General features: G+C 67.4%; 20 protein-coding genes. 12 read left to right on the top strand and 8 right to left on the bottom strand.

Translation table 11 applies throughout. The features are described 5' to 3' along the window. Positions 1-19: 19 nt before the first annotated feature. The 5 genes from KF707C_RS20570 to KF707C_RS20550 all read right to left on the bottom strand — a co-directional run bounded on the left by KF707C_RS20570 (position 20) and on the right by KF707C_RS20550 (position 6,176). Complete coding sequence (locus KF707C_RS20570; protein WP_003456851.1) at positions 20-1,087, bottom strand: sugar phosphate isomerase/epimerase family protein; 1,068 nt, start codon at positions 1,085-1,087, stop codon at positions 20-22. A 125-nt stretch (positions 1,088-1,212) separates the two neighbouring features. Beyond that, the gene (gene pdxR, locus KF707C_RS20565) at positions 1,213-2,709 is read right to left on the bottom strand and encodes a MocR-like pyridoxine biosynthesis transcription factor PdxR (protein WP_003456853.1); all 1,497 of its coding nucleotides are present in this window, start codon (positions 2,707-2,709) and stop codon (positions 1,213-1,215) included. 184 nt (positions 2,710-2,893) lie between these two features. Further along, entirely contained in the window at positions 2,894-4,471 is a 1,578-nt protein-coding gene (locus tag KF707C_RS20560; protein ID WP_003456855.1) for a M48 family metallopeptidase, read from the bottom strand. Between the two features lie 11 nt (positions 4,472-4,482). Next, complete coding sequence (locus tag KF707C_RS20555) at positions 4,483-4,845, bottom strand: hypothetical protein (protein ID WP_003456856.1); 363 nt, start codon at positions 4,843-4,845, stop codon at positions 4,483-4,485. Continuing rightward, a complete protein-coding gene (locus KF707C_RS20550) occupies positions 4,842-6,176 on the bottom strand; it encodes a CHASE2 domain-containing protein (protein ID WP_003456859.1) in 1,335 nt (444 codons plus the stop codon). The genes KF707C_RS20555 and KF707C_RS20550 overlap by 4 nt, the downstream gene beginning before the upstream one ends. Before the next feature lie 296 nt (positions 6,177-6,472). Between KF707C_RS20550 and yghU the strand changes: the two genes are divergently transcribed. The 10 genes from yghU (at position 6,473) to KF707C_RS20500 (ending at position 18,602) form a co-directional block, all read left to right on the top strand. After that, on the top strand, positions 6,473-7,318 hold the full coding sequence (yghU, locus tag KF707C_RS20545; RefSeq protein ID WP_003456861.1) for a glutathione-dependent disulfide-bond oxidoreductase: 846 nt from the start codon (positions 6,473-6,475) through the stop codon (positions 7,316-7,318). A gap of 307 nt (positions 7,319-7,625) precedes the next feature. Continuing rightward, positions 7,626-9,566 carry a methyl-accepting chemotaxis protein gene (locus KF707C_RS20540; protein ID WP_003456864.1) on the top strand — a complete coding sequence of 647 codons (1,941 nt, stop codon included), beginning with the start codon at positions 7,626-7,628 and terminating at the stop codon, positions 9,564-9,566. Positions 9,567-9,836: 270 nt separating this feature from the next. Further along, positions 9,837-11,114, top strand: coding sequence for a cystathionine gamma-synthase family protein (locus KF707C_RS20535; RefSeq protein ID WP_003456866.1), 1,278 nt, complete (start codon positions 9,837-9,839; stop codon positions 11,112-11,114). A 144-nt stretch (positions 11,115-11,258) separates the two neighbouring features. Continuing rightward, entirely contained in the window at positions 11,259-12,698 is a 1,440-nt protein-coding gene (locus tag KF707C_RS20530) for an amino acid permease (protein ID WP_003456868.1), read from the top strand. A 38-nt stretch (positions 12,699-12,736) separates the two neighbouring features. Further along, positions 12,737-13,627 carry a LysR substrate-binding domain-containing protein gene (locus tag KF707C_RS20525; protein ID WP_003456870.1) on the top strand — a complete coding sequence of 297 codons (891 nt, stop codon included), beginning with the start codon at positions 12,737-12,739 and terminating at the stop codon, positions 13,625-13,627. Positions 13,628-13,641: 14 nt separating this feature from the next. Then, positions 13,642-15,012: a pyridoxal-phosphate dependent enzyme gene (locus tag KF707C_RS20520; RefSeq protein WP_003456872.1), complete on the top strand. Its 1,371-nt coding sequence runs from the start codon at positions 13,642-13,644 to the stop codon at positions 15,010-15,012. Positions 15,013-15,025: 13 nt separating this feature from the next. After that, positions 15,026-15,463 (top strand): Lrp/AsnC family transcriptional regulator, encoded by a 438-nt coding sequence (locus KF707C_RS20515; protein WP_003456874.1) that lies wholly within the window; start codon positions 15,026-15,028, stop codon positions 15,461-15,463. A 224-nt stretch (positions 15,464-15,687) separates the two neighbouring features. Next, a complete protein-coding gene (locus KF707C_RS20510) occupies positions 15,688-16,731 on the top strand; it encodes a homoserine dehydrogenase (protein WP_003456876.1) in 1,044 nt (347 codons plus the stop codon). Between the two features lie 15 nt (positions 16,732-16,746). Further along, a complete protein-coding gene (locus tag KF707C_RS20505) occupies positions 16,747-18,165 on the top strand; it encodes an aldehyde dehydrogenase family protein (protein ID WP_003456878.1) in 1,419 nt (472 codons plus the stop codon). Positions 18,166-18,257: 92 nt separating this feature from the next. After that, complete coding sequence (locus KF707C_RS20500; RefSeq protein WP_003456880.1) at positions 18,258-18,602, top strand: RidA family protein; 345 nt, start codon at positions 18,258-18,260, stop codon at positions 18,600-18,602. Between the two features lie 65 nt (positions 18,603-18,667). On the opposite strand, the gene KF707C_RS20495 is transcribed toward KF707C_RS20500, so the two are convergent. The 3 genes from KF707C_RS20495 to KF707C_RS20485 are packed head-to-tail and all read right to left on the bottom strand — an operon-like array spanning position 18,668 to position 22,147. Then, on the bottom strand, positions 18,668-19,993 hold the full coding sequence (locus KF707C_RS20495) for an aspartate aminotransferase family protein (protein ID WP_003456882.1): 1,326 nt from the start codon (positions 19,991-19,993) through the stop codon (positions 18,668-18,670). After that, positions 19,990-21,057 carry a phosphotransferase gene (locus KF707C_RS20490; protein WP_003456884.1) on the bottom strand — a complete coding sequence of 356 codons (1,068 nt, stop codon included), beginning with the start codon at positions 21,055-21,057 and terminating at the stop codon, positions 19,990-19,992. The genes KF707C_RS20495 and KF707C_RS20490 overlap by 4 nt, the downstream gene beginning before the upstream one ends. A 58-nt stretch (positions 21,058-21,115) precedes the next feature. Continuing rightward, on the bottom strand, positions 21,116-22,147 hold the full coding sequence (locus tag KF707C_RS20485) for an ABC transporter substrate-binding protein (protein WP_003456886.1): 1,032 nt from the start codon (positions 22,145-22,147) through the stop codon (positions 21,116-21,118). A 270-nt stretch (positions 22,148-22,417) separates the two neighbouring features. On the opposite strand from KF707C_RS20485, the gene KF707C_RS20480 reads away from it, so the two are divergent. Together KF707C_RS20480 and KF707C_RS20475 are read left to right on the top strand one after the other, a co-directional pair. Then, a complete protein-coding gene (locus KF707C_RS20480; protein WP_003456889.1) occupies positions 22,418-23,152 on the top strand; it encodes an SDR family NAD(P)-dependent oxidoreductase in 735 nt (244 codons plus the stop codon). A gap of 73 nt (positions 23,153-23,225) precedes the next feature. After that, complete coding sequence (locus KF707C_RS20475; protein WP_003456891.1) at positions 23,226-23,891, top strand: GntR family transcriptional regulator; 666 nt, start codon at positions 23,226-23,228, stop codon at positions 23,889-23,891. Positions 23,892-23,976: the final 85 nt, after the last annotated feature.

Raw genomic sequence — 23,976 nt, 5'->3', positions numbered from 1 at the left:
GGCCGCTTGGGGCGACCGGTCAGTTGCGTTCGGCGGCGTCCAGCGTCAGCTCGGCCAGCAGGCGCAGTTCGGCCAGCAGGCCGCGCACATGGCGCACCTGGTTGTTGGCCCAGCGGTGTTCGTCGGCGAGCATGCGTTCGAGGCTGTAACCCGGCGGCAACGGCGTCTCGCTCATTTCGCGATAGGGGATGAAGGGATCGGCGTCTTCCCCGACCTCCCGGAAGGCGGGGGCGATGTAGTGGTTTTCCTGCTCCAGGATGAAGGCCACCACCTGGGGTGCGCTGTCGCCCAGCAGGAGCAGCTCCAGCAGCATGCGCGCGCCGGGCAACTGGTCCTCGGCGCTGCCCTGGAGCACGCCGTAATGGCCGTAGCCGTTGCGCTCGGGCACCACGCGCACGCCCTTGAGGTGCACCTGGCGGATGAAGGGGGCGAGGTTGGCCAGCGCCGGCAGCGGGCGTTCGCAGGCGTTGATCATGTTGCCGAAGTCGAACAGGGCGTTGAGCCGTGGGTGACCGACGCGGCGCAGCAGGGCGCTGATCTCTGCACTCTTGAGCTCCTCGTGCTGCTCGAAGTCGAAGTTGAGGTCGTGCTGGTCGGCCAGCTGCGCCAGGCGGCGCAGGTCGACTTCGATCAGGTCCATCACCCGCGACAGGTGGCCCTCGTAGCGGGAATAGACGCGGATATTGCGGCTGCCGATGGCGCGGGCGATGGCCACGGCCTGGTCGACGTCCTCGGGGCGGGTGCTGCTGATCTCCAGGTGGACGTCGAGGCCCAGGGCGCGTGCCTTGTCGGCGAAGGCCGCGAGGCGCTCGGCGGACATGCGCGACAGGCTGTTGTGCTCGCCGTCCAGCAGGTGCAACGCGAGGCCGTCGAGTTCATGCCGGTAGGCGAAGTCGAGCATGTCCTCGGGGGTGGCCCGACCCTGGGTGAGGTTGGTCAGCAAGGGGTAGCCGTGGGCGAACAGGCGCAGGCTGTCCAGGCGTTCCAGAAGGCGACGGGCAAGGACGGGGGTGAGCGGTGGGGGCGGGCTGTCCGCCCCGACGTTGTGACTCAGCAGGGCGGCGAATCGGGCTTGGATAGCGTTCATTGTTGTCATTCCTGATAGCGACGCCGGGGTGGCCGGCGAGTCTTTTATCGCTCTGGAATGGCGCTATACCTATAGCCACTTCTTTCAGGTTGTCATAGCCATTTTGAGTGTCCGCGCGGACCGCTTCAGGTCAGCAGGCCCAGGGACGTCAGGGCCTGGGCGAGCTCCTGCACGCGGCGCTCGGCCTGCTGCTCCGGCGTGGCGGCGAAGCCCAGCAGCAACCCCGGCGGCAGCCGGTGACGGACGCAGTAGTCGCGCAGCGCGTAGGTGTAGACCTGGTGCTCGCCGAGCTGGCGGGCCAGTTGGTCGTCGTCCTGGTCGTCGGGCAGCCAGCCCATCAGGTGCAGGCCGGACTCCACCGGATTCGCCGAGAGAAAGCCGCCCAAATGGCGTTGCAGGGCCTCCAGCAGGCAGGCCTGGCGCGCCTGGTAGAGGTTGCGCATGCGGCGGATGTGGCCGAGGAAATGCCCTTCCAGCATGAAATCGGCGACCGTCGCCTGGTGCAGGGTGGAAGGGCTGCGGTCCATCACCGCGCGAATGGCGCAGAACGGCTCCACCAGGTCCTCGGGAAGGATGACGTAGCCCAGGCGCAGCGAGGGATAGAGCACCTTGCTGAAGGTTCCCACGTAGATGACCCGGCCCCAGGGATCCATGGCGTAGAGGGCTGGCAGGGGGCGGCCCACGTAGCGGAACTCGCTGTCGCAATCGTCCTCGATGATCCAGCCCTGGCCGCGGCCGCCCCAGTCGATCAGCTCCTGGCGTCGCGCGTAGCTCATGGTGGTGCCCAGCGGGTGCTGGCGCGAGGGGGTGGTGAAGGCCAGGCGCGCGTCGGGGCAGTCGCGCACGCCCTGCTGCACGTCCAGGCCCTGGTCGTCGATGGGCAGGGGCACCAGGCGGCAGCCCTGGGCCTGGAAGGCGATGCGCGCGGCGATGTGGCCGGGGTCCTCCATCCAGACGCCGTCGCCGGGATCGAGCAGCAGCATGCCCAGCAGGTTGAACGCCTGCTGGGCGCCGGAGGTGATCACCACCTGGTCGACGCTGCATTCGATACCGCGCGCATCGGCCACGTACTCGACGATCGCCTCGCGCAGCCGCAGCAGGCCCTTGAGCTCGCCGTAGCCGAGCTCGGCCTTGCCCGGCTTGCGCAGGTGACGGTTCATCAGGCGCTTCCAGGCCTGCACGGGGAAGGCATCGTAGGCCGGATGGCTGGGCAGGAAGGAGGTGGGGCAGTCCGGCGCCCAGGTGCTGTAGGAGACGCCGCTGAAGTGGTCGCTGCGCAGGGAATGCACCGCGTGGCTCATGCTCGACAGCCGGGGCGGCTTGCGAGGCTCATCGGTGGCCGCGCGGCGTCCCTCCCATTCGTGGCCGACATAGGAGCCGGCGCCGGTGCGGGACGCCAGGAAACCCTCGGCGGTGAGCTGGTCGAAGGCGTTGAGCAGGGTGATGCGCGACAGCCCCAGTTCCTTGCACAGGGTGCGCGTCGAGGGCAGGCGGGTGCCGCCGGGAAGCCGGCCGGAGAGGATCTGCTTGCGAACCTGCAGGTACAGCTGGCGATAGAGCGGCACCGGGCTGGCGCGGTCCAGCTCGATGCCTGTGAGCAACATGCCGCCTGGGGTCTTCATGCAGGGTCTGCCTCGCGCGTGGGGAGGCCTATTGTGCGCCGGGCGGGATTGGTCTGGGGAGTGATTCACAGCCCACTTGCCAGGGCACCGATCCGGCCTGCGGCTCGTGAGCGGAGTGGTGACCAAGGACTGGGGCACGCCCCGGGGCGTGCCCCACTTCAGGGACGATGGCGCTGTGGCAGGGTCAGGCCTTCTTCGGCGCCAGCTTGCTGCAGTTGGCCTTGCGTGAGGGGTATTGCTGGCAGCGCGCGAGGACCCGCTGCACCTCGGGTTCGTTCTTCAGTTGCTGGTTGGCCAGCAGCTTTTCGTTGATGAAGAGCTCTTCCGAGCCCAGGTTGCTCTCGGCGCGCCCGATCATACTCAGCGCAGCCTGGGGATCACCGTTCTTGAGGTGGTAGCTGATCATCAGGTCGTAGATGGACGGGCCGGCCAGGGACCAGTCGTCGATGGCTTGCAGGTCCTTGAGGGCTTCACGGCCATTGCCTTCGGCCAGGTGCAGGTTGAATGCCGTGCGGCGGATGCCGGGCTGGTTCTTCACCGGGGAGGCCAACGCGCGGTCCACCAGCAACCTGGCCTCGCGAACCTTGTTCTGCTCCAAGGCCACGGTGGCTCCGTAGGCGTCCTTGTAGGCCTGCATGGACGCCGCCACCGCTTGGGAGTCGCGCACCTTGGGCCAGCTGCGGCGATCCACGCGAGCCCTGCGTTCCTGCCGGTATTCCCGTTGCAGGTAGTGGCGCAGTTCCTCGTCGCGGTCCATGGGCGACATGTGCGAGCGGTTGAGGTACTGGCCAGCGGAGGTGATCGTGGTGCTCAGTCCCTGGTTGAGCATTACATTCAGCTCCTGTGTGAAGCGGTTCAGGTTGAACTGTTCGAGGGATTCCTGCATCGCGGACTTGCGTGACTCGAGGAAGCCCTTGAGCAGGGGCTCCTGTTTGCCCTGGAAGTCGTTCAGGCGCTGCAGGCTGTGGCTCGCCGCACGGGGGGCGTAACCGCTGCGGATCATCAGGTCGGTTCCAAGCAGATCAGCCTGGTCTTCCTGGCTGCGGCCCCAGGCGGTGCTCCATACGTTGTCGGAGAAGCTGTTCGCCAGGGCGGTGTAGAGCACGGTGTTGCCGATGGTCTTCTGGGTGCCCAGTGGGTCCTTGCTGATGAGTTTCAGGGAGCCCGAGCTCTTGTCCACGCCCGTATTGGAGGCAACTGCAGCCACCACCACTGTCGTGGCCACGGTGGTCATCAGCTCCTTCTGCTGCTGAAAGGCCGCCATTCGGTCGTGGTGACGCAGCAGCAGGTGGCTCATTTCATGGCCGAGCATGGCGGCGATCTCGTCCTCGCTCTCCACGTTGTCGAGCATGCCCAAGGGCACGAAGATCGTGCCGAAACGGTCGGCTGAGGGGCCGAAGCCGTAGCTGTCCACCAGGCGGACCTGCATGGGCGGCAGCTCGCCCGGCCAGCCTTTGGACAGACGAGTGACGATGCCCTGCAGGTAGCTTTCCAACTCGGGAATCCGCACCAGGTTCTGCTGGCGGATTTCGCCTGCGGGCACCGCGCGGCCATCGAAGCTCAGGCGCTGTTCGCCGAGCTTCTGCGGGTCCAGGCGATAGTAGCCGCGGACGTCCGATTGCTCGATATAGCGGCCGTCAAATCGTGATTGGGTGGAGGGCCCCACAAGATTGATCAAGGCGTCGTCGGCGCCTTTCATGGTTTCGCAGCCCGACAGTGCGAGGCCGGTGATCGCGGAGAGTGCGAGAAGCGAGCGTTTCACCTGTCGACTCCTCATTGGCTGCATCCCGCGCCGAAGCCGATGGTGGAGTTGTTGTGCTGATCCGTCGCCTGACTGGTGGGCAGCTTCTGGCAGGGCAGCTTCACGATCTTGCTGGGGTTCAGGCGCAGGTCAACGGTATCCAGCCAGATCTTTTGCCCGGACAGCTCCACCTGCACCAGTTCCAGGTCTTCGTTGTACTGCAGGACGGTCAGGGGCTGGCCGGGCAGCTCCTGGCGCGCGACTTCCCGCTGGAGCTTGCCCTGTTCATCGAGCACGGCCACGGGGTCGGCGAGAAAGGCCTCGACCACCGGAGGTGACGCCAGGGCGGCTTGCGTTGCCAGGGTTGCGAGCAGCAGCAGGGAGGTTCTGATCATCTCTGGGTTCCTTGAGTTGCAGGGGGGAGCGCCCCTTTCCGGTGGCTTGCATTGACGATTTCTTCGAGCTTGTCGCTGAACAGCACCAGCGACAGGAGCAGGATGCCGAGGATGTTGGCTGGGGTGATGCTCATGAAATGGAGGACTCCCGACAGCGTGGCCAGCAGGAGCAGCACGACGCACCACGAGTGCCAGCTGCGCCAGTGGGCGCAGCTCCAGGTATCTCTTTCGTGTGCTTTCTTGAGTACCGCGATGAGCAGGAGCAGGGCGAGCTCCACCATATCCAGCCAGTCGATGTCACTGCCGAACAGGTTGGCGGGGGAGTGGTAGTAATCGGTTCCCCAGGCGATCAAGTTGTCCAGTGCCATGGCGTGGATGTAGATACCGGGCACCTTGCCATGCAGTGGGGATTGAACGAGGTCGCCGGCCGAGGTGATCTGGGCGCCGACGAGCACCAGCTTGCCCCGCAGCAGGTGGCTGAGCAGTTCGCGTTCTTCCGGTCCGTTCGCCTCCAGGTCGCCGGCCCTCAGCGTCAGGCTGTAGGCGCAATTGGATTCGGCTTCGCTGCCCAGCTTCCAGAAGATCGCCTGGAGCAGTTGGTCGATGACCCCCGGCGTCGAACAATGGCCGACCGGCGCCACCAGGGACTGCTTCGCCGACATCTTCAGCCCCCATTGCAAGGCGATGGGGGGCAGTGAGATGGCTGCGGCGGCATCTTCTGGCAGCGGTTCACAGGCGTTCTTCTGGCAGTAGCGGCGATAGAGCTCGAGTGCCGGGGTTTCCAGATCGCCCACGGCCGTTCGAATCGCAAGCGGGTAATGGTCGCCGAAGCCACTCCAGGCCACCAGGGTGGGGGAGGTTACGCCAGAGAAGCGTGGCAGGGTGTTGATCTGCCCGTCCTTGCCGCGCTCGAGGCCCGTGTTGGCCAGCAACAACGGTATGCCCTGGTGCTTGTAGCGTTCGAACACGTTGGCCAGCAGTTGGCTGCTCTGCCTTGCATCGTCCCGGGAGTGATCGTGGCTATAGAGCAGGTCGACGAATACGGCATCCGGCTTGTAGGCGAGCAGCCGCTTGAACAGCTTGCTCTGCTCGGAGTAGGGCATGGGCCAATAGGTGTCGTTGCGCAACAGGTACTCATCGTCGATGAGGATGACGACCGTGTTCCGTTGCCCGGTATCGGGGTAGAAGCTGGCGAAGATCCGGTTCAGCCACTTGGCCGAGGCGTCGTCCGTCGAACTGGTCAGCCCGAACGGGTCCAGCAGGGCGAGCGCCACGATGAAGGCCCCGAAGGCGTACTGGCGCCCCGAGAACCAGGAGAATAGGTTCAACATCCCTGAAAAAACGTATCCATGCTTTCAAAATGCCATTACGCCGCCGAAAGCTAGAGCAACCGGTTGTGAGCGTCAACCCTGAAGCGCAGCACCTGCCAGTCTGCAAGGCGCCCATCGCCGTCGAATCAAGCCTGGCCCCTGAGTTCCAGGTGAGCATCCGCAGTCGCGCTGCGTAGTATTACTGCTGGTCCGGCGACGGCGAGGCGTGTCATAACCTGCCTCTTTCCGCGCGGGCGACGGCCTGGTTTCCAGGCGCTCGGCCCGATGTACCCAGCTCGACACACAGGGGGAAATCCATGTCCGAAGAACGCTACGTTCCACCCAGGGTCTGGCAGCACCTCGCGCCGTCCGGCGGTGCCTTCGCCAACATCAACCGGCCGGTGGCGGGCCCGACCCATGAGCGCGAGCTGCCGGTGGGGCGGCATCCGCTGCAGCTGTATTCCCTGGCCACGCCCAATGGGGTCAAGGTGACCATCCTGCTGGAAGAGCTGTTGGCGCTCGGCGTTTCCGGGGCCGAGTACGACGCCTGGCTGATCCGCATCGGCGAGGGCGAGCAGTTCTCCAGCGGCTTCGTCGAGGTGAACCCCAACTCCAAGATCCCGGCCCTGCTGGATCGCAGTGAGCAATCGCCCATCCGCGTCTTCGAGTCGGGCTCGATCCTGCTCTACCTGGCGGAGAAGTTCGGCCACTTCCTGCCCACCGACCGGGCCGCGCGCACCGAGACGCTGAACTGGCTGTTCTGGCAGATGGGCGCGGCGCCCTATCTGGGCGGCGGCTTCGGGCATTTCTATGCCTACGCGCCGGAGAAGTTCCAGTACGCCATCGACCGCTTCAGCATGGAAGCCAAGCGCCAGCTGGACGTGCTGGACCGGCGCCTGGCGGAGTGCCGCTACCTGGCGGGGGACGGCTACAGCATCGCCGATATCGCCGTCTGGCCCTGGTACGGCGAACTGGTGCGCGGCAACCTCTATTCGGCCGGCGAGTTCCTGTCGGTGCATGAGTACACCCATGTTCAGCGCTGGGCCGAGGAAGTCGCCCAGCGTCCGGCGGTCCAGCGTGGTCGCCGGGTCAACCGCACCTGGGGCGACCCTGCGGAGCAGTGCCCGGAACGGCACGCCGCCGCAGACCTGGACCGCCCCTAGGACGCTCCCCGCTGAACACGCGGCTCACCCTGCGGGGGCCGCGTGCAGCGGGTCGTTTCCGCACCGTGCCACGACCCTGGGGCCTGATCCCCCGCAGGTGCTGTACAACGCGGCGGGGCGCCGGACGGCACGTCCCGCAGAGGGCGAGGGAGGCGGGCGCAGGGGCGTTTCACCTCTTAACGACATGTTCCACTTCGCTTGCGACACCCCTCCTCAAGGAGTGGCGGGCAGCGCCGATAGTCCGGTAGCGCCCTTCGCCATCTGCGTATTCGCACCTGGCGTGTTCCCACTCCCGAGAGTCCATGTAATGAACATCAAGCAGAAGCTGACCTGTGCCTTCGCGGCCATCGCGTGCGTGCCCATCCTCCTGGTGGCCGCGGTGGTGATCTACAACCTGCGGACCCAGGCGGAGACCGACTTCCTCGACGGCAGCCAGCGGGAGATCCGCCAGGTCGACAACGCCATGGCGATGTTCTTCCGTGGCATCAGCGAGAACGTGGAGTACATCGCCTCGTTGCCCCAGGTGGTGGAGGCCAGGGACCTCAAGAGCTATGTGTCGGCCGATGCCCCGGGGATTCCCCTGACCGAGACCAGCCAGGCCCTGGAAACCCTCTTCGGCAACTTCGCCAAGTCCCATCCCACGACCGCCTACCTGTCCTACGGGCGCGTCGACGGCGGCTACGCGACCTGGCCGGCCGACCCGGACCTGAAGCACTACGACCCGCGCCAGCGCCCCTGGTACCAGGCCGCCGTGGCGGCGCCGGGCAAGACGGTGCGCACCGCCGCCTACTACTGGGCGCCGGACGACACCGTGCTGCTCGGCACGGTACGCACGGTGAACGACGCCCAGGGCACGCTCTCCGGCGTGGTGGGGCTGGACGTGTCGCTGAAGCAGCTGACCGACCTGGTCAAGCAGATCCGCATCGGCGAGACCGGCTACCTGATGCTGGTGGAAGACAATGGCAACGTGCTGGTGGACCCGCACGACGCCAGCCACAACTTCAAGCCCCTCAAGGACCTCGGCGGCGACTACGCGCGGCTGGCGGATACCCAGGGGCTGGCCGAGGTGGAGCTCGACGGCACGCGCTACATGGCCAACGTCTGGGCCTCGCCCACCCTCGGCTGGCGCTTCATCGGCCTGATCGAGCACGGCGAGGTGATGGCCAAGGCCAACGGCCTGGCCTGGCAGATCGGCATCGTCGTCGTCGTGCTGGCGGTGCTTTTCGCCGTGCTCGGGGCCCTGTTCGCCAACCTCATCGTCAACCCGATTCGTGGCGTGGCCAGCGGCCTGGAGGGGATCGCCCAGGGCGAAGGCGACCTCACCCGCAGCCTGACGGTCAACGGCAAGGACGAAACCGCCGTGCTCGCCGGCTGGTTCAACCAGTTCCTCGGTGCCATTCGCCAACTGGTGCAGCGCATCATCGAGGCCTCGGCGGCCCTGCGTCACACCTCCGATGGCACCACCCGGGTGGCGCGGGAGATGGCCGAGGTCGCCGAGCGCCAGCGTGGTGCGGTGGAACTGGTATCCACCGCGTTCAATGAAATGGTCGCCACGGCCAACGAAGTGGCGCGCTCCTGCAGCCAGGCGGCGACCTCGGCCGACGAGGGCCAGCGCCAGGTGCATACCGGGCAGACGCAGATCGAAGGGGCCACCGACAGCGTGCTGCGCCTGAGCGAGAACCTGAAGCAGTCCGCCGAGGCGCTGCAGGGGCTGGAGCAGGACAGCCAGAACATCAATGCCATCCTCGACACCATCCGCTCCATCGCCGAGCAGACCAACCTGCTGGCGCTGAACGCCGCCATCGAGGCGGCGCGGGCGGGCGAGCAGGGCAGGGGCTTCGCGGTGGTGGCCGACGAGGTGCGAGCCCTGGCGCAGCGCACGGCGTCGTCGACCGGCGAGATCGATGGCCTGCTGGGTGGACTGGCGCGGCGTACCCAGGAGGTCACCCGGCAGATGCAGAGCAGCCTGGAGATGTCCCGAGCCAGCGTCGAACGCATCAGCCAGGCCAGTGAAAGCTTCGAACAGATCCGCGGCGCGGTGGACCATATTCGCGATCAGAACACCCAGATCGCCACGGCCGCCGAAGAGCAGCACCAGGTGGCCGAGGACATCAACCGGCACATCGCGCAGATCCAGGACGATGCGCTGCTGGTGGAGAACCTGGCGCAGTCGGCCCGGCGCGACTCCCACGAGCTGGTGCAGTTGTCCGAGCAGCTCCACGGTCTGGTCGGGCGCTTCAAGGCCTGATTTTCCCTCCTGCCGGCGACCCGCTCCGGGGCGCCGGCCTCCTTCCCCTCCCGCATGGCCAGGCCCCGACTCCGCTCCGGGGTCCTTCGCATTCGCGCCCTGCCGGGTAGTCGGTCGCGTCGCCTGCGTTCGATTCCGCCCCTTCGCAGCCATTAAAAAAAGCGGGTCTCAGGCCCGGATATCATCGTTTTTCAGGGGGTTATCCATTCCCTATATTCGCCGGCAAGCAGAACTGCTTCGTGATGTTGTCTTGCGGATTCGGGATTAGAGATGAACAAGAAATCGGAAACTGCTCGCGGTGAAGTTGCGGGAATGGGTACTCAAGTCGTCTGGGCCGGAGAGCAGGACGGACATCCTTACAACGCAACGCAAACGCCGATCGTGGTCAGCGCCGCCTACGGTTATCAGGATGTCGATCATTGGTACGAGGTCGCCCTGGGCCAGCGCGAAGGCTATATCTACAGCCGCATGAGCAACCCGACGGTGGCGACCCTGGAAGCCAAGCTCTGCGAGCTGGAGGGCGCGGAATCGGCGGTGGCCTTCAGCAGCGGCATGGCCGCCATCAGCGCGGTGCTGCACACCTTCCTGTGCCAGGGCAAGCGCGTGGTCTCGACCCGCGACAGCTACGGCGGCACCAACAAGATCTTCGAGGAGTTCCTGCCGCGCATGGGCGTGGACGTGGTGCTCTGCGACACCCTGGATACCGAGGCCATCGAGGCGGAAATCGCCCGTGGCTGCGACCTGCTGTACCTGGAAACCCCCACCAACCCGACGCTCAAGGTGCTGGACGTCCGCCGCCTGGTGGCCGCGGCCAAGCGCGTCGGCGCCCTGGTGGTGGCGGACAACACCTTCGCCACGCCCCTCAACCAGAACCCCCTGGCCCTGGGCGTGGACCTGGTGGTGCACAGCGCCACCAAGTTCCTCTCCGGTCACGGTGACGCCCTGGGCGGCATCGCCTGCGGCGCCGAAAGCCTGATGGCCAGCGTGCGGCACTACCGCGAGATCAACGGCGCCGCGCTGGACGCCTTCTCCGCCTTCCTCATCATCCGTGGCATCAAGACCCTGGCCCTGCGCCTGCGCCAGCAGCAGCGCAGTGCCCAGGCGCTGGCCGAGTACCTGCTGACCGAACCGCTGGTGGAGGCGGTGAACTATCCGGGCCTGCCCAGCCATCCGGGGCATGCCATCGCCCGAGGGCAGATGCGCGGCTTCGGCGCCATCGTCAGCTTCGTGCTGCGCGGCGGCATGGACACCGTGGTCCGCCTGCTGCCGCGCCTTCGCTATGCGCACCGTGCCGGCAACCTCGGGGCGGTGGAGACCATCTACGGTCCCGCACGCACCACCAGCCATGTGGAAAACACCCTGGAGGAGCGCCTGGCCCTGGGGATTTCCGAGGGACTGGTGCGAGTCTCGGTCGGCATCGAGGAGACCGAGGATCTCCTGGCCGATCTCAAGCAGGCGTTCGCCTGCGTTCATGAGGAGCTGTCCTGCTCATCCCCAGTCCACTCCCTTCCATCCCTCACCGAATGTCGCACCGAGGTGGAAATCTGACATTCGCCCCAACTCCTGGCCGGAGAGTCAGCGAGTCGATCATGAAACGGAACAATAAAAATACCTGACGGCAATCAGTTTGGTTCTGCCTTGAAGTTGTTCGCAGAAGCGTCCTTGTCCGTAAACTTTCATGAGATTCAACATATGTCCCTACATACAACAAACGACAAAGCGACATCGGGGCCTGGTTTCAAACAGGACATGCAGACCCGCCACATCGTCATGCTGGCGCTGGGCGGGGTCATCGGCACCGGGCTGTTCCTCACCTCCGGCTACACGGTGAACCAGGCGGGACCGCTGGGCGCGGTGATCGCGTACATCATCGGCGCGGTGATGGTGTACATGGTGATGATGTGCCTGGGCGAACTGGCCGTGCACATGCCGGAAACCGGTTCGTTCAGCAGCTACGCCTCCCGCTACCTCGGCGCGGGCACCGGCTACACCGTGGCCTGGCTCTACTGGCTGACCTGGACGGTGGCCATCGGCTCGGAGTTCACCGCTGCCGGCATCCTCATGGTGCGCTGGTTCCCCGAGACCCCGGTGTGGATCTGGAGCGCGCTGTTCGCCCTGACGGTGTTCATCAGCAACGTGGTGTCGGTGCGACTGTTCGCCGAGACCGAGTTCTGGCTGTCGCTGGTCAAGGTCCTGGCCGTGGTGGCCTTCCTGGTGGTCGGCGGTGGCGCCATCTTCGGCATCTTCGAGACCCAGCAGGTGCAGAGCGCGGGACTGGCCAACTTCACCCGCGAGGGGCTGTTTCCCACCGGTTTCTGGTCCATCGCCATGACCCTGCTGGCGGTCGCCTTCGCCTTCTCCGGCACCGAGCTGATCGGCATCGCCGCCGGCGAGACGCGCGACCCGCAACGCAACGTGCCGAAGGCGATCCGCACCACGGTGGTCCGCCTGGCGCTGTTCTTCGTCGGCACCATCTTCGTGCTGGCGACCCTGCTGCCCCGCGAGCAGGCCGGCCTGGTGGAAAGCCCCTTCGTCACGGTGTTCGAGTCCATCGGCATTCCCTATTCGGCCGACATCATGAACTTCGTGATCATCAGCGCGCTGCTGTCGGCGGCCAACTCCGGCCTCTACGCCGCCTCGCGGATGCTCTGGACCCTCAGCGACCAGGGCCACATGCCCAAGCGCTTCGGCACCCTGAGCCGCATGGGCACGCCGTTCAACGCCATCGTCGTGAGCATGGCCGGCAGCATCGCCTCGCTGCTCTCCAGCGTGTTCGCACCGGATACCGTCTACCTCGCCCTGGTGTCCATCTCCGGCCTGGCGGTGGTGGTGGTGTGGATGAGCATCGCCGCGAGCCAGATGGCCTTCCGTCGCCATTACCTGGCCAACGGCGGTCGCCTGGAGGACCTGGGCTTCCGCGTGCGCGGCTATCCCTGGGTGCCCCTGGGCGCCTTGCTCTGCTGCGCGCTGGCCTGCATCGGGATTGCCTTTGATCCGGCCCAGCGAGTTGCGCTCTACTTCGGCGTGCCGTTCATTGCCTGGTGCTACTTCGTCTACTGGGTGACCCGCAAGCTGCGCGAACGGCGCCAGGTTTCGCCCGTGGCCCCGGCTAGGGTGCCCGAGGCGGCCTGAGCGATTCCTTCCCACTCCGCCGTCCCGAGGTCCCGACCATGAATCCGAAAGCCCTGCCTCCCCTGAACTGGCTGCGAGCCTTCGAAGTCTCGGCGCGGTACCTCAACTTCACCCATGCGGCGGAGGAACTGCACCTGACCCAGGGCGCCGTCAGCCAGCAGATCCGGCAGCTGGAAAGCCACCTCGGGGTGGCGCTGTTCAAGCGCCTGCCCCGGGGGCTCGGGCTCACCGAAGAGGGCCAGTCCTACCTGCCCGTGGTGCAGGACGCCATCACCCGGCTGGCGGTGGGCACCAACGAGATCTTCGGCCAGCACAAGCGCCGGCCGATCAAGGTCAGGGGCAGCCTGTCGTTCCTGCATTTCTGGCTGGCACCCAGGCTGGCGGACTTTCGTCGGGCCCATCCGCAGCTGGATATCCGCTACATCAGCAACCTCTGGGTGAAGGAACTGGACGGCGAGGACGATGTGGAAATCCGCTGGGGTCACGGCCAGTGGCCGGGCCTGCTGTCCCAGCGGCTGACCTGGGACACCCTGTTCCCGGTCTGCTCGCCGGAGCTGCTGGCACAGGGCCCCCTGCGCGAACCACGGGATGTCGCCCGCCATCCCCTGCTCCATGTGCTGGGTTACGAGGAGGGCTGGGGCTACTGGCTGCAGCGCGCCGGCGCCGAGGACGTGGACTACGCCACCGGCCCGCAGTTCGACACCCTGGTCTCCACCCTGCGCATGGCGGAGCTGGGGCAGGGCATCGCGCTCGCGCGCTCGTCCATGGTCGAGGACCTGTTGCGCGAAGGGCGCCTGGTGGAGCTGTTCGACTGCCGCATCGAGGCCAGCGAATCCTTCTACCTGGTCAGCGGCTCCGGCACCGAGCTGCACCCGGATGCCCAGGCCTTCGCCATTTGGCTGGTGGCCCAGGCCCATCGATCCACCTGATTTCGGGAGTGAACATGCATTACCTGAGTACCCGCAGCGCCGCCGTGCGCGCGGATTTCCGCAGCGTCGTGCTGTCGGGGCTGGCCCCCGATGGCGGCCTCTTCGTGCCGGCCAGCCTGCCGGTGTTCAGCGTGCAGGAGATCGCCACCTGGTCCTGGCTGCCCTTCGAGGAGCTGGCCTGGCGGGTGATCGCGCCCTTCGTCGGCGAGTCGATCGCCGAGGACGAACTGCGCGCGCTGCTGAAGGCCTGCTACCAGCGCTTCGGTCACCGCGCCATCGCGCCCTTGCGCCAGGTGGACCGCAACGAGTGGGTGCTGGAGCTGTTCCACGGGCCCACCCGGTCCTCCAAGGATTTCGCCGCCCAGTTGCATGCGCGCCTGGCCAGTCACTTCCTCGAACGGGAGGGGCGCGAGGCCCTGGTGCTCGGTGCTACCAACGGCGATACGGGCCTCGCGGCCGTCGCCGCCTTCGGCGAGTGCCGCCGCAGCCGGGTGGTGATGCTCTACCCGGAGCGCGGCGTGCCGGCGGACCGCCTGGCGGCATTGCAGGCCGCCGAGTCCGAGCGGGTGCGCGGCTATCCCCTTGAGGGCAGCTTCGACGACTGCCAGCGGCTGGTGTCGCGGCTCTTCGCCCAATGGCCCAGCGAGCACCTGGCCATCGGCTTCAACTCCTCCAATTGGGTCGGCGTGCTGGCGCAGATCGTCTTCTACTTCCACGCCGCCCTGCAGCTGGGAGGCGGCCAGCGCCCCATCGGCTTCAGCATTCCCGCCGCCAGCTTCGCCGAGGTCTACGCCGGCTACGTGGCGCAGAAAATGGGCCTGCCGGTGAACCAGATCATCGTCTCCACCAACCGCAACGACGCCCTGCACCAGTTCATCCACCGCAACCGCTACGGCACCCGAGAGGCCAGCTCGACCCTGTCGCCGGCCATGGATTTCTCGGTGTTCTCCAACGTCGAGCGGCTGGTGTGGGAGCTCTACGACCACGATGACCAGGCCGTGCGCGGCCTGATGGAGCGCCTGGAGGCCACCGGCGAACTGAGCATCGGCAACCCGCAATGGCTGCAGGCGCGGATGCTGATCGACTCCTACGCAGTGGACGACGCCCAGACCGAGGCGGAGATCGTCTCGCTGTTCCGCGACACCGGCCTGCCCATGGACCCGCACACCGCCACCGGCGTACTGGCCGCGCGGCTCTACCGCCGCAGCGTGGTCACGCCGATGGTCACCCTGGGCCAGATCGCCCCGGAAAAATCCGCCACGCTGCTGGCCAGCCTGGGCGCCTGGCCATCGCCACCGCCCGCCCCGGCAACACCCCTTGCACACGCGCGGCGCTATGCCCGCACCGACCTGGAGGGCCTGCGCCAGGCCCTGGCCGGGGCCTGAGGAATTTGCCGCGATGAAGCGAATCCTCGACCCGCTGGATGAGCGGATACTGGCCGAACTGACCGCCAATGCGCGGATCGCCCACGCCGAACTGGGCACCAAGGTCAACCTGTCACGCAATGCCGTGCGCCAGCGCATCGAACGCCTGGAGCGGGACGGCGCCATCCAGGGCTACACCCTCAAGGTGGGCGACGGCCGCCGCGCGGCGGCGCTGATCAGCGCGGTGATCTTCGTCTACCGCCACGACCGCATGCGCGGCGAGGAAGTGCTGCGGGACCTGCGGGCCATTCCCGAGGTGACGCAGTGCGACGTGATGAGCGGCGAGTTCGACCTGATGCTGCGGGTCGAAGCCGCCACGCCGGACCGCGTCCACGGCGTCTGGCGGGAAATCTCCGCCATGCCCGGCGTCGCCAATACCGTTACCTCCTTCGTGCTCTCCGCAGTCATCTGAGCCCATCCCCTCGCTCCAGGACCCGGGCCCCGGCACGCCACGCGTGCCGGGGCCTTTTCGTCTGCGCCATTTCCGCACCTCTGTAGCCCCTCCGGACGAGCCCGCGTGGGCCGTTCCGGCACTGGGCAAAACGCCCAATAAATACAGCGGATTGGCCTATTCAACTGCCACTGGCCGGCTCTTAGGCTGACTCCATCGAGCAAACGCCGGATTGGAGGCACCTGATGACCGAATACAAGATCGCCCTGGTGGGCTTTGGTGGTGTGAACCGTGGCCTGGCCCGCCTGGTGGCCGAGCGCAACGCAGCCTGGCAGCGCGAGCTGGGCTTCAGCCTGAAGATCGTCGGGGTCACCGACCTCTTCCTCGGCTCCCTCATCGACCGCGACGGCCTGGACGCCGCCCAGCTGGCGGACCTGCCGGCGATCAAGGGCGCCTTCGCCACCCTGCCGGGCGGCACCGCCGAAGCCTTCAACGAGGCGGTGATCAAGCAGTCCGGCGCCGACCTCATCGCCGAGGCCACCTTCACCAACCCGGTGGACGGCGAGCCGGCCGCCACCTTCTGCCGCTGGGCCCTGGAAAGCGGCAAGCATGTGGTCACCACCAACAAGGGGCCGATCGCCCTGCACGGTGCCGAGCTCAAGGCCCTGGCCCGACGCAACGGCGTGGCCTTCGAGTACGAGGGCGCGGTGATGAGCGGCACCCCGGTGATCCGCATGGCGCGGCAGACGCTGCCGGGCGCTGGCATCGTCGGCTTCGAGGGCATCCTCAACGGCACCTCCAACTACGTGCTGACCCGCATGGAGGAGGGTCTCGGCTTCGACGCGGCGGTGGCCAAGGCCCAGGAGCTGGGCTATGCCGAGGCCGATCCGACGGCGGATGTGGAAGGCCACGACGTGCGCCTGAAGGTGGTGATCCTCGCCAACGAACTGCTGGACGCCCACCTCTCGGTCAGCGACGTGGCCTGCAGCGGCATCAGCGCCCTGACCCCGGCCGACCTGGCCCAGGCACGGGAGGAGGGCGCCCGCTGGAAGCTGATCGGCTCCGCCCAGCGTCAGGCCGACGGTTCGGTATCGGCGCGGGTCGAGGCCCGCAAGCTGGACCTCGGCCACCCGCTGGCCGGGATCACCGGGGCCACCAACGCCCTGGCCTTCAACACCGAGCTGCTGGGCGCGGTCACCCTGTCCGGGCCGGGGGCCGGTCGCATCGAGACCGCCTTCGCGCTGCTCTCCGATATCGTCGCCCTCCACGCCACCCACGGCCGCCAGTGAGCCCAGGAGTTGCCCATGACCCTCTCGTCCCTGGCCCTGGCCAAGACCGCTGAGAACACCGCCATCGAGGTCCGCAATCCCTTCGATGGCAGCCATGTCGGCAGCGTGCCCTGCCTGACCGTCGCCGATGTTCCCGCGCTGCTGGCGACCGCCCGCGAAGGCGTGCGCCGCTGCGCCGCGCTACCCCGGCACCGGCGCGCCGCCATCCTCGAGGAGGCCGCGCGGCGGGTGGAGCAGGACGCCGCCGCTTTTGCCGCCCTGATCGTCGCCGAGGCCGGCAAGACCCTGCGCCAGGCGCAGAAGGAAGTGAAGCGCTGCATCAACACCCTGAAGCTCTCGGCCGAGGAGGCCCGGCGCAACGCGGGCGAGGTGGTGCCCTTCGACGCCTACGAGGGCTCCGAGTCCCGCCAGGGCTGGTTCTCCCGCGAGCCCCTGGGGCTGATCGTCGCAATCACGCCCTACAACGACCCGCTGAACCTGGTGGCGCACAAGCTTGGGCCGGCCATCGCCGGCGGCAATGGCGTCCTGCTCAAGCCGTCCGAGTTGGCGCCACTGTCGGCGTGCAGGCTGGTGGATTGCCTGCGCGAGGCGGGCCTGCCGAGCGAGGTGGTGACCCTCGCCACCGGCGGCGCGGACCTGGGCAAGGCGCTGACCTCGGCCCGGGAGGTGCGGATGATTTCCTTCACCGGCGGCTTCGTCACCGGTGAGCACATCGCCCGCACCGCCGGCCTGAAGAAGCTGGCGATGGACCTGGGCGGCAACGCCCCGGTGCTGGTGCTGGACGACTGCGAACTGGAGGCCACCGTCGAGTCCTGTGTCTCCGGCGCCTTCTGGGCGGCCGGGCAGAACTGCATCGGCACCCAGCGCATCCTGGTGCAGGCTTCGATCTATGCCGAGTTCCGCGAGCGCTTCCTGGCCCGGACCCGGGCGCTGGTGGTGGGCGACCCGTCCCGGCCGGACAGCGACATGGGCCCGATGATCACCGAACAGGCCGCCCGCGCCACCGAGCAGGTGGTGGCGGAAGCCCTCGCCGAAGGGGCGACCCTGCTCTGTGGCCAGCGCCGGGAAGGCGCGCTCTACCACCCCACGGTGCTGGAAGGGGTGGACCATCGCAGCCGCCTCTGGCGCCAGGAAGTCTTCGCGCCGGTGGTGGTGCTGGAGTCCTTCGAGACCCTGGAAGACGCCGTGGCCCTGGCCAACGAGCCGGAGTACAGCCTGCACGCCGGCATCTTCACCCGCGACCTGCGCCGCGCCCTCTGGGCCGCGCGGCGGATCGAGGCCGGCGGCGTGATGATCAACGATTCGTCCGACTACCGCTTCGATGCCATGCCCTTCGGCGGCTTCAAGTACGGCAGCCTGGGGCGCGAGGGCGTGCGCTTCGCCTACGAGGACATGACGCAGCCCAAGGTGGTGTGCATCAACGAGTTGAGCTGAACCGTCAGGTGACGACCGTTCGCGGTCGTCCTTTGCACCGGGCGGGTCCGCTCGCCGCGCCGTCCGGTGCGCTTTTTTCAAGGGAGCTGAGCATGATCGAGCGATTTGACGAAGGCCGGCGCATGGCCCAGGCCGTCGCCTACGGGCCCTTCTTCGAGACGGCGGGGATCTGCGCCGATGATCCCTCGCTGGATGTCCGCGCCCAGGCGCGCCAGGCGCTGGCCAGCATCGACGCCTTGCTGGAGCGCGTTGGCGTCAGCCGCCGGGACCTGGTCCGGGTACAGGCCTGGCTGGCCGACTACCGCGACTTCGATGCCTTCAACGAGGTCTACGACGCCTGGATCGAGGGCTGCCCGAAACCGGTGCGCGCCTGCGTGGAGAGCGGCCTGGGCGGCTACGCCGTGGAGATCAGGGTGCTGGCGTATCGCAGCGCTTGAGTCCTTTCCCGGCGGCGGCCTGAAGCCTGTGCTTCAGGCCTTCTGGCGTTTGGCGGGGGCGTCCGTCATGGCGCCCCGACCTCGTCCAGCGCGGCGTCCAGCGTTTCCAGCAGCAGGTCCGCGTGTTCCCGCTCGAAGGCCAGCAGCGGACGGATCTTCAGGATGTTCTCCAGGGGGCCCGCCGCGCTGATTAGGACGCCGCGCTCGCGCATGGCGTTGACCACCCGCCGGGTTTCGGCGGCGGCGGGGGCCTGGCTGGCTCGGTCCTTCACCAGTTCCACGCCGAGGAACAGCCCAGCTCCGCGGACATCGCCGATCAGGGCATGGCGCTGCTGCAGGCGCCCGAGGCCTTGCAGCAGGTAGCGACCGGTCTCCCTGGCCCGTGCTTGCAGTTCCTCGTCACGAATGACGTCCAGCACCGCCTGCCCGGCGGCGCAGGAGACCGGGTTGCCGCCGAAGGTGTTGAAGTAGCGCAGGTTGCGGCCGAACCCGTCCACCACCTCGGCCCGGCCCACCAGGCCGGCGATGGGCTGGCCGTTGCCCATGGGCTTGCCGAGGGTCACCAGGTCGGGGCGCACGCCGTGGCGCTCGAAGCCCCAGAAGGCGTCGCCGGTGCGGGCGAAACCCGATTGCACCTCGTCGGCGATGTACAGCAGGCCTTCCGCCTGGGCCAGCGCCACCGCTTCGGCGAGGAAGCCGGCGGGGCCCGGGAACACGCCGTCGCTGGAGAAAATGCCGTCCAGCAGCAACGCGGCGGGGCGGATGCCCTGGGCGCGCAGGTCGTCGATGGCTGCGCGGACGTCGGCCGCGAGCGTGGCGGCCACCTGGTCGGCGCCCAGTCGGTAGGCGTCCGGCGCGAGAACGGTACGGGCGTGGGCCGGGAGGCGGATGCCCGCGCCCAGCGACGGCGAGAGTTCAGCGAGGTCGCCGGTGACGCCGTGGTAGGCGAAGCGGGTGATGATGACGCCGGTGCCGCCGGTGTGATGGCGGGCGATGCGCAGGGCAAGGTCGTTGGCCTCGCTGCCGGTGCAGGTGAACATCACCCGTTCCAGGTAGTCGGGAAAGGTGCCCAGCAGTTGCTCGGCGTAGTCGAGGATGCCTTCCTGCAGGTAGCGGGTATGGGTGTTGAGCTGCGCCGCCTGGCGGCTGATGGCGCTCACCACACGGGGGTGGCAGTGACCCACGGAGGCGACGTTGTTGTAGGCATCCAGGTAGCGGCGCCCCTGGTCGTCGAACAGCCAGACGCCTTCGCCACGCACGGTGTGCAGCGGGCGTTCGTAGAACAGCCGGTAGGCCGGGCCGAGCAGGCGCTCGCGGCGTTCGATCAGGCTTCGTTCGTGGGCGGACAGGCGCTCGGCGTCGGCGGCGCTGAAGCCGTTGATCATGCTCATGGGCGTATCTCCTGGATGCAGGCGTGGCGGGTCCTCCTGTGGACCTCGAGGTGAGAGACCTGGACCAGCCGCTCGAGGCTGGACCAGGCGCGTTCCGTGTTGCGCAGGATGTAGTCGCGGTTTTCCGGGTGGATCACGGCGCGCCAGGAGTTGATGCACAGGGTCAGGGCGAGCCGCGTTGCGATCAGCTCCGGCAGCAGCTCGACTTCCGCGGCCTCCAGGGGGTTGCAGGTGTGGTAGGCGGCGATGAACTCCAGGGCCGGCGCTAGGACGTCGCCGGAGGTGTCCAACTGGTAGGAGGCGGCCACGGCCAGGTCATTGACTCTCGGCGCGCGGACCATGTCGCCGAAGTCGAGGATGTTGCGCAGTTGCTCGGGGTGCGCGGCATCGACGATCAGGTTATGGGGATTGAGGTCATTGTGGATCACCTGGCGGCGTAGCCCGGGCAGGCGCGGCAGGACGTCCCTGACATAGGTGTCGAGGCACCTTTCCACCAGGTCGCGGCGTAGGCCCTGTTCGATGTACACCAGCAGGGGGCGCAAGCGCTGGGCATGCTGCATGTCCCAGAGCAGTTCGTGATCGGCGGCGGGATGGTCGAAGCCTTCCAGGGCGCGGTCGAAGCGGGCGAGCGCTTCACCCAGGTTGCGGCGCAACGCCGGGCTGCGCACCGCCACCCGATGCAGCGGCAGGCCGTCGACGAAGGACAGCAGGCGCGCGATCAGGCGTTGGCCCGCGATATCCGCCTCGGCCATGAAATGGCCGTCCCGGGTGGGGTAGACCCGCTGCACCGGAAGTTCGGGGTCACGCTCCTCGAGGCGGCGCATGGCGCCGTTATGGAAGTCCACCACCTCCGGGTCCTCCAGGGGATGCGAGAGCTTGAGCAGGCGCGACGAGCCATCCTCGCAAAGCACGCGGAAGTTCAGGTCTCGTTCGCCACCGAGTCGTTCCAGGCGCCCGCTGAGGGCGAAGTGGCGCTGGATAACCTCTGCGGCCTCGGCATCGCTGACCTGCGCCGGGGCGGATTGCAGCAGTTGGTCGTGGACTATGGCTTGCTGTAGCGACATTGCATCGACTCCGATGAAAACAGGCTGGTGGCCGGCCCGCGAGGGGCCGGCCCGATCCTCACTTGCTGGCCCAGGCGTTGAACCGTTCCTCCAGTTCCTCGCCGTGGTCGATCCAGAACTCGGTATCCATGGCGCGGGCGTTCGCCAGGTTGTCGGGTGCGGTGGGCAGGTTCTGGCGGATGGCGGCGTCCAGCAGCGCGAGGGTGTGGATATTGCTCGGGCCGTAGGGGATGGCCGTGGCGAAGTCCCGTTGCTGCTCCGGTTCGCTGGCGAAGGCGATGAAACGCTCGGCCTGCGCCTTGTTGGGGCTGCCCTTGACGATGGCCCAGTGGTCCAGGTCGTAGAGGCTGCCGTTCCACTGGATGCTGAAGGGCTGGCCCTCCTTCTGGGCGGTGGTGACCCGGCCGTTGTAGGCGGAGGTCATGACCACGTCACCGGCGGCCAGCCACTGCAGGGGCTGGGCGCCGGCCTCCCACCACTGGATGCTGGACTTGATCTGGTCGAGCTTGCGGAAGGCGCGGGTGATGCCCTCCTGGGTGGCGAGTGTCGTGTAGAGGTCCTGCTGGGGCACGCCGTCGGCGAGCAGGGCGATCTCCAGGGTGAACTTGGCGCCCCGGCGCAGCCCGCGCTTGCCGGGGAATTTCTCCAGGTCCCAGAAGTCCGCCCAACTCTGCGGCGCGCCGCCCAGGCGGGTGGCGTCGTAGGTCAGTACCGTGGACCAGATGAAGATGCCCACGCCGCACTCACTGACGGCGGCGGGGAGGAAGTCCGCCTGCTGGCCGATCCGGCTCCAGTCCAGCGGCTCGAACAGGCCCTCGCTGCAGCCGCGCAGCAGCTCCGGGGTTTCCACCTCCACCACGTCCCAGGTGGTCTGGCCGGTATCGGCCATGACTTTGATCTTGGCCATCTCGCCGTTGTAGTCGGCGGCCCGGATAGTGGTGCCCTGGGAGGCGCTGAAGGGCTGGTAGAAGGCTTTTTCCTGGGCCTGGCGGTTGTCGCCGCCAAAGGACACCACGGTCAGGCTGTCGTCGGCGAACAACGGCGTGGCGCAAGCGCTCAGCAGGGCCAGTACTGCGACTTTCTTGGTCATGCGGTCTCTCCTGGACGAGCCTCGGGGGCTCGGATGGGTGATGGCAGCTTCAAGGGGAAGGCAGGAACTGTCGTGATGGCGCACGCGCGGTGCGTCCTTCGGGGCCGGCTGACGCCTGAGCGCGGCCGGTACATGCAGGTGGCGCATCGAGAACCTCACGTCTTGTTGTCGTTGTCACGGGGCAGGGGGATTAAAACATATTTGGAATATGATGCATCATAATTTTTACTGGTGTAGGCTGACGCCATCACCCCGCCACCGGAGTCCGTCATGAGCCACCCCAAGACCCTGCTGTTGACCGGCGCCAGCCGAGGCATCGGCCACGCCACCGTCAAGCACTTCAACGCCGCCGGCTGGCGGGTGTTCACCGCCTCGCGCCAGGACTGGGTGGAGGATTGCCCCTGGGCCGAGGGGGTGCTGAACCACATCCACCTGGACCTGGAAGATATCCACAGCGTCGAGGCCAGCCTGCCGCTGCTGCGGGAAAAGCTCGGTGGGCGTCTGGATGCGCTGGTGAACAACGCCGGCATTTCCCCGAAGGGAGAGGAGGGCGAGCGACTGGGCGTGCTGGCCTCCGACTACGGGACCTGGCTCAAGGTCTTCAACGTCAACCTGTTCAGCACCGCGCTGCTGGCGAGGGGGCTGTTCGACGAGCTGAAGGCCGCCCAGGGGAGCGTGATCAACGTCACCTCCATCGCCGGTTCCCGGGTGCATCCCTTCGCGGGTGCCGCCTATGCCTGCTCCAAGGCCGCGCTGGCGGCGCTGACCCGGGAGATGGCCCATGACTTCGGTCCCTACGGCGTACGGGTCAACGCCATCGCCCCGGGGGAGATCGAGACCTCGATCCTGTCGTCCGGCACCGAGCAGATCGTCGAGCGGGACATCCCCCTGCATCGCCTGGGACAGCCGGAGGAAGTGGCGGCGCTGGTGCATTTCCTCTGCACCCGTGGCGCCTCCTATGTGAATGGGGCGGAAATCCACGTGAATGGCGGTCAGCATGTCTGAGGCGATGCTGGCGTTCGCCTGTGGAAAACCCGATCATTCCGCCGGCGACCCCACGGCAGCGGATGAGCCATCCATGAACTACCCGATCCAAGACCTCAATCATGCCTACCTCGGCAGCAGCATCTATGGCCTGCTGCGGGAGGCCTTGATCAGCGGGCGCTTCCGGCCGGACGACAAGCTGCGCATCCGCGACCTCGCGGAGCAACTGGGCACCAGCGTGACCCCTGTGCGTGACGCCATCCTGCAACTGGCCAAGGAGCAGGCCCTGGTGCTGAAGACCCCCCGGGATATCCGCGTGCCGGTGCTGACTCGCGAGCAGTACCTCGAGATCCGCAGCATCCGCCTGGCCCTGGAGGGCCTGGCGGCGGAAACCGCCGCTTCCCGGGTGACCCCGGCGCAACTGGCGATGCTGGAGAGCAACATCCGCGACAACCTGGCGGCCATTCACGCCGATGACCTGGCCGCTGCCCTCAAGCTCAACCAGGCCTTCCATTACGCCCTGGCCGACATCGCCGGCATGCCGCTGCTGGGCGGCTTCCTCGACAGCCTGTGGATGCGCACCGGCCCGCTGATCGCGCTCGCATACGGCAGCTTCAACGAACGCATGGCCATCGATCACCACTGGGAGGTGCTTCGTGCCTTGCAGCAGGGCAATGGGACCGCCGCACGCGAGGCCATCTGCACCGATATCCTCGATGGCAATGAGCGGATGATCGAGTTCATCGAGCAGAAGGGCTAGGGCTGGGCTTTCGGCCTCGCACGCTCGCAACCTTCCCGCCGGCGAGCTCCGGTGTTTGCCGGATGACGCCTGGGAACGCTGGCGT

The sequence above is a fragment of the Pseudomonas furukawaii genome (assembly GCF_002355475.1).
GTDB classification, from domain to species: Bacteria; Pseudomonadota; Gammaproteobacteria; order Pseudomonadales; family Pseudomonadaceae; genus Metapseudomonas; species Metapseudomonas furukawaii.
Note: the sequence above shows the minus strand (reverse complement) of the source record. Positions and strands in the feature narration are given on the sequence as shown.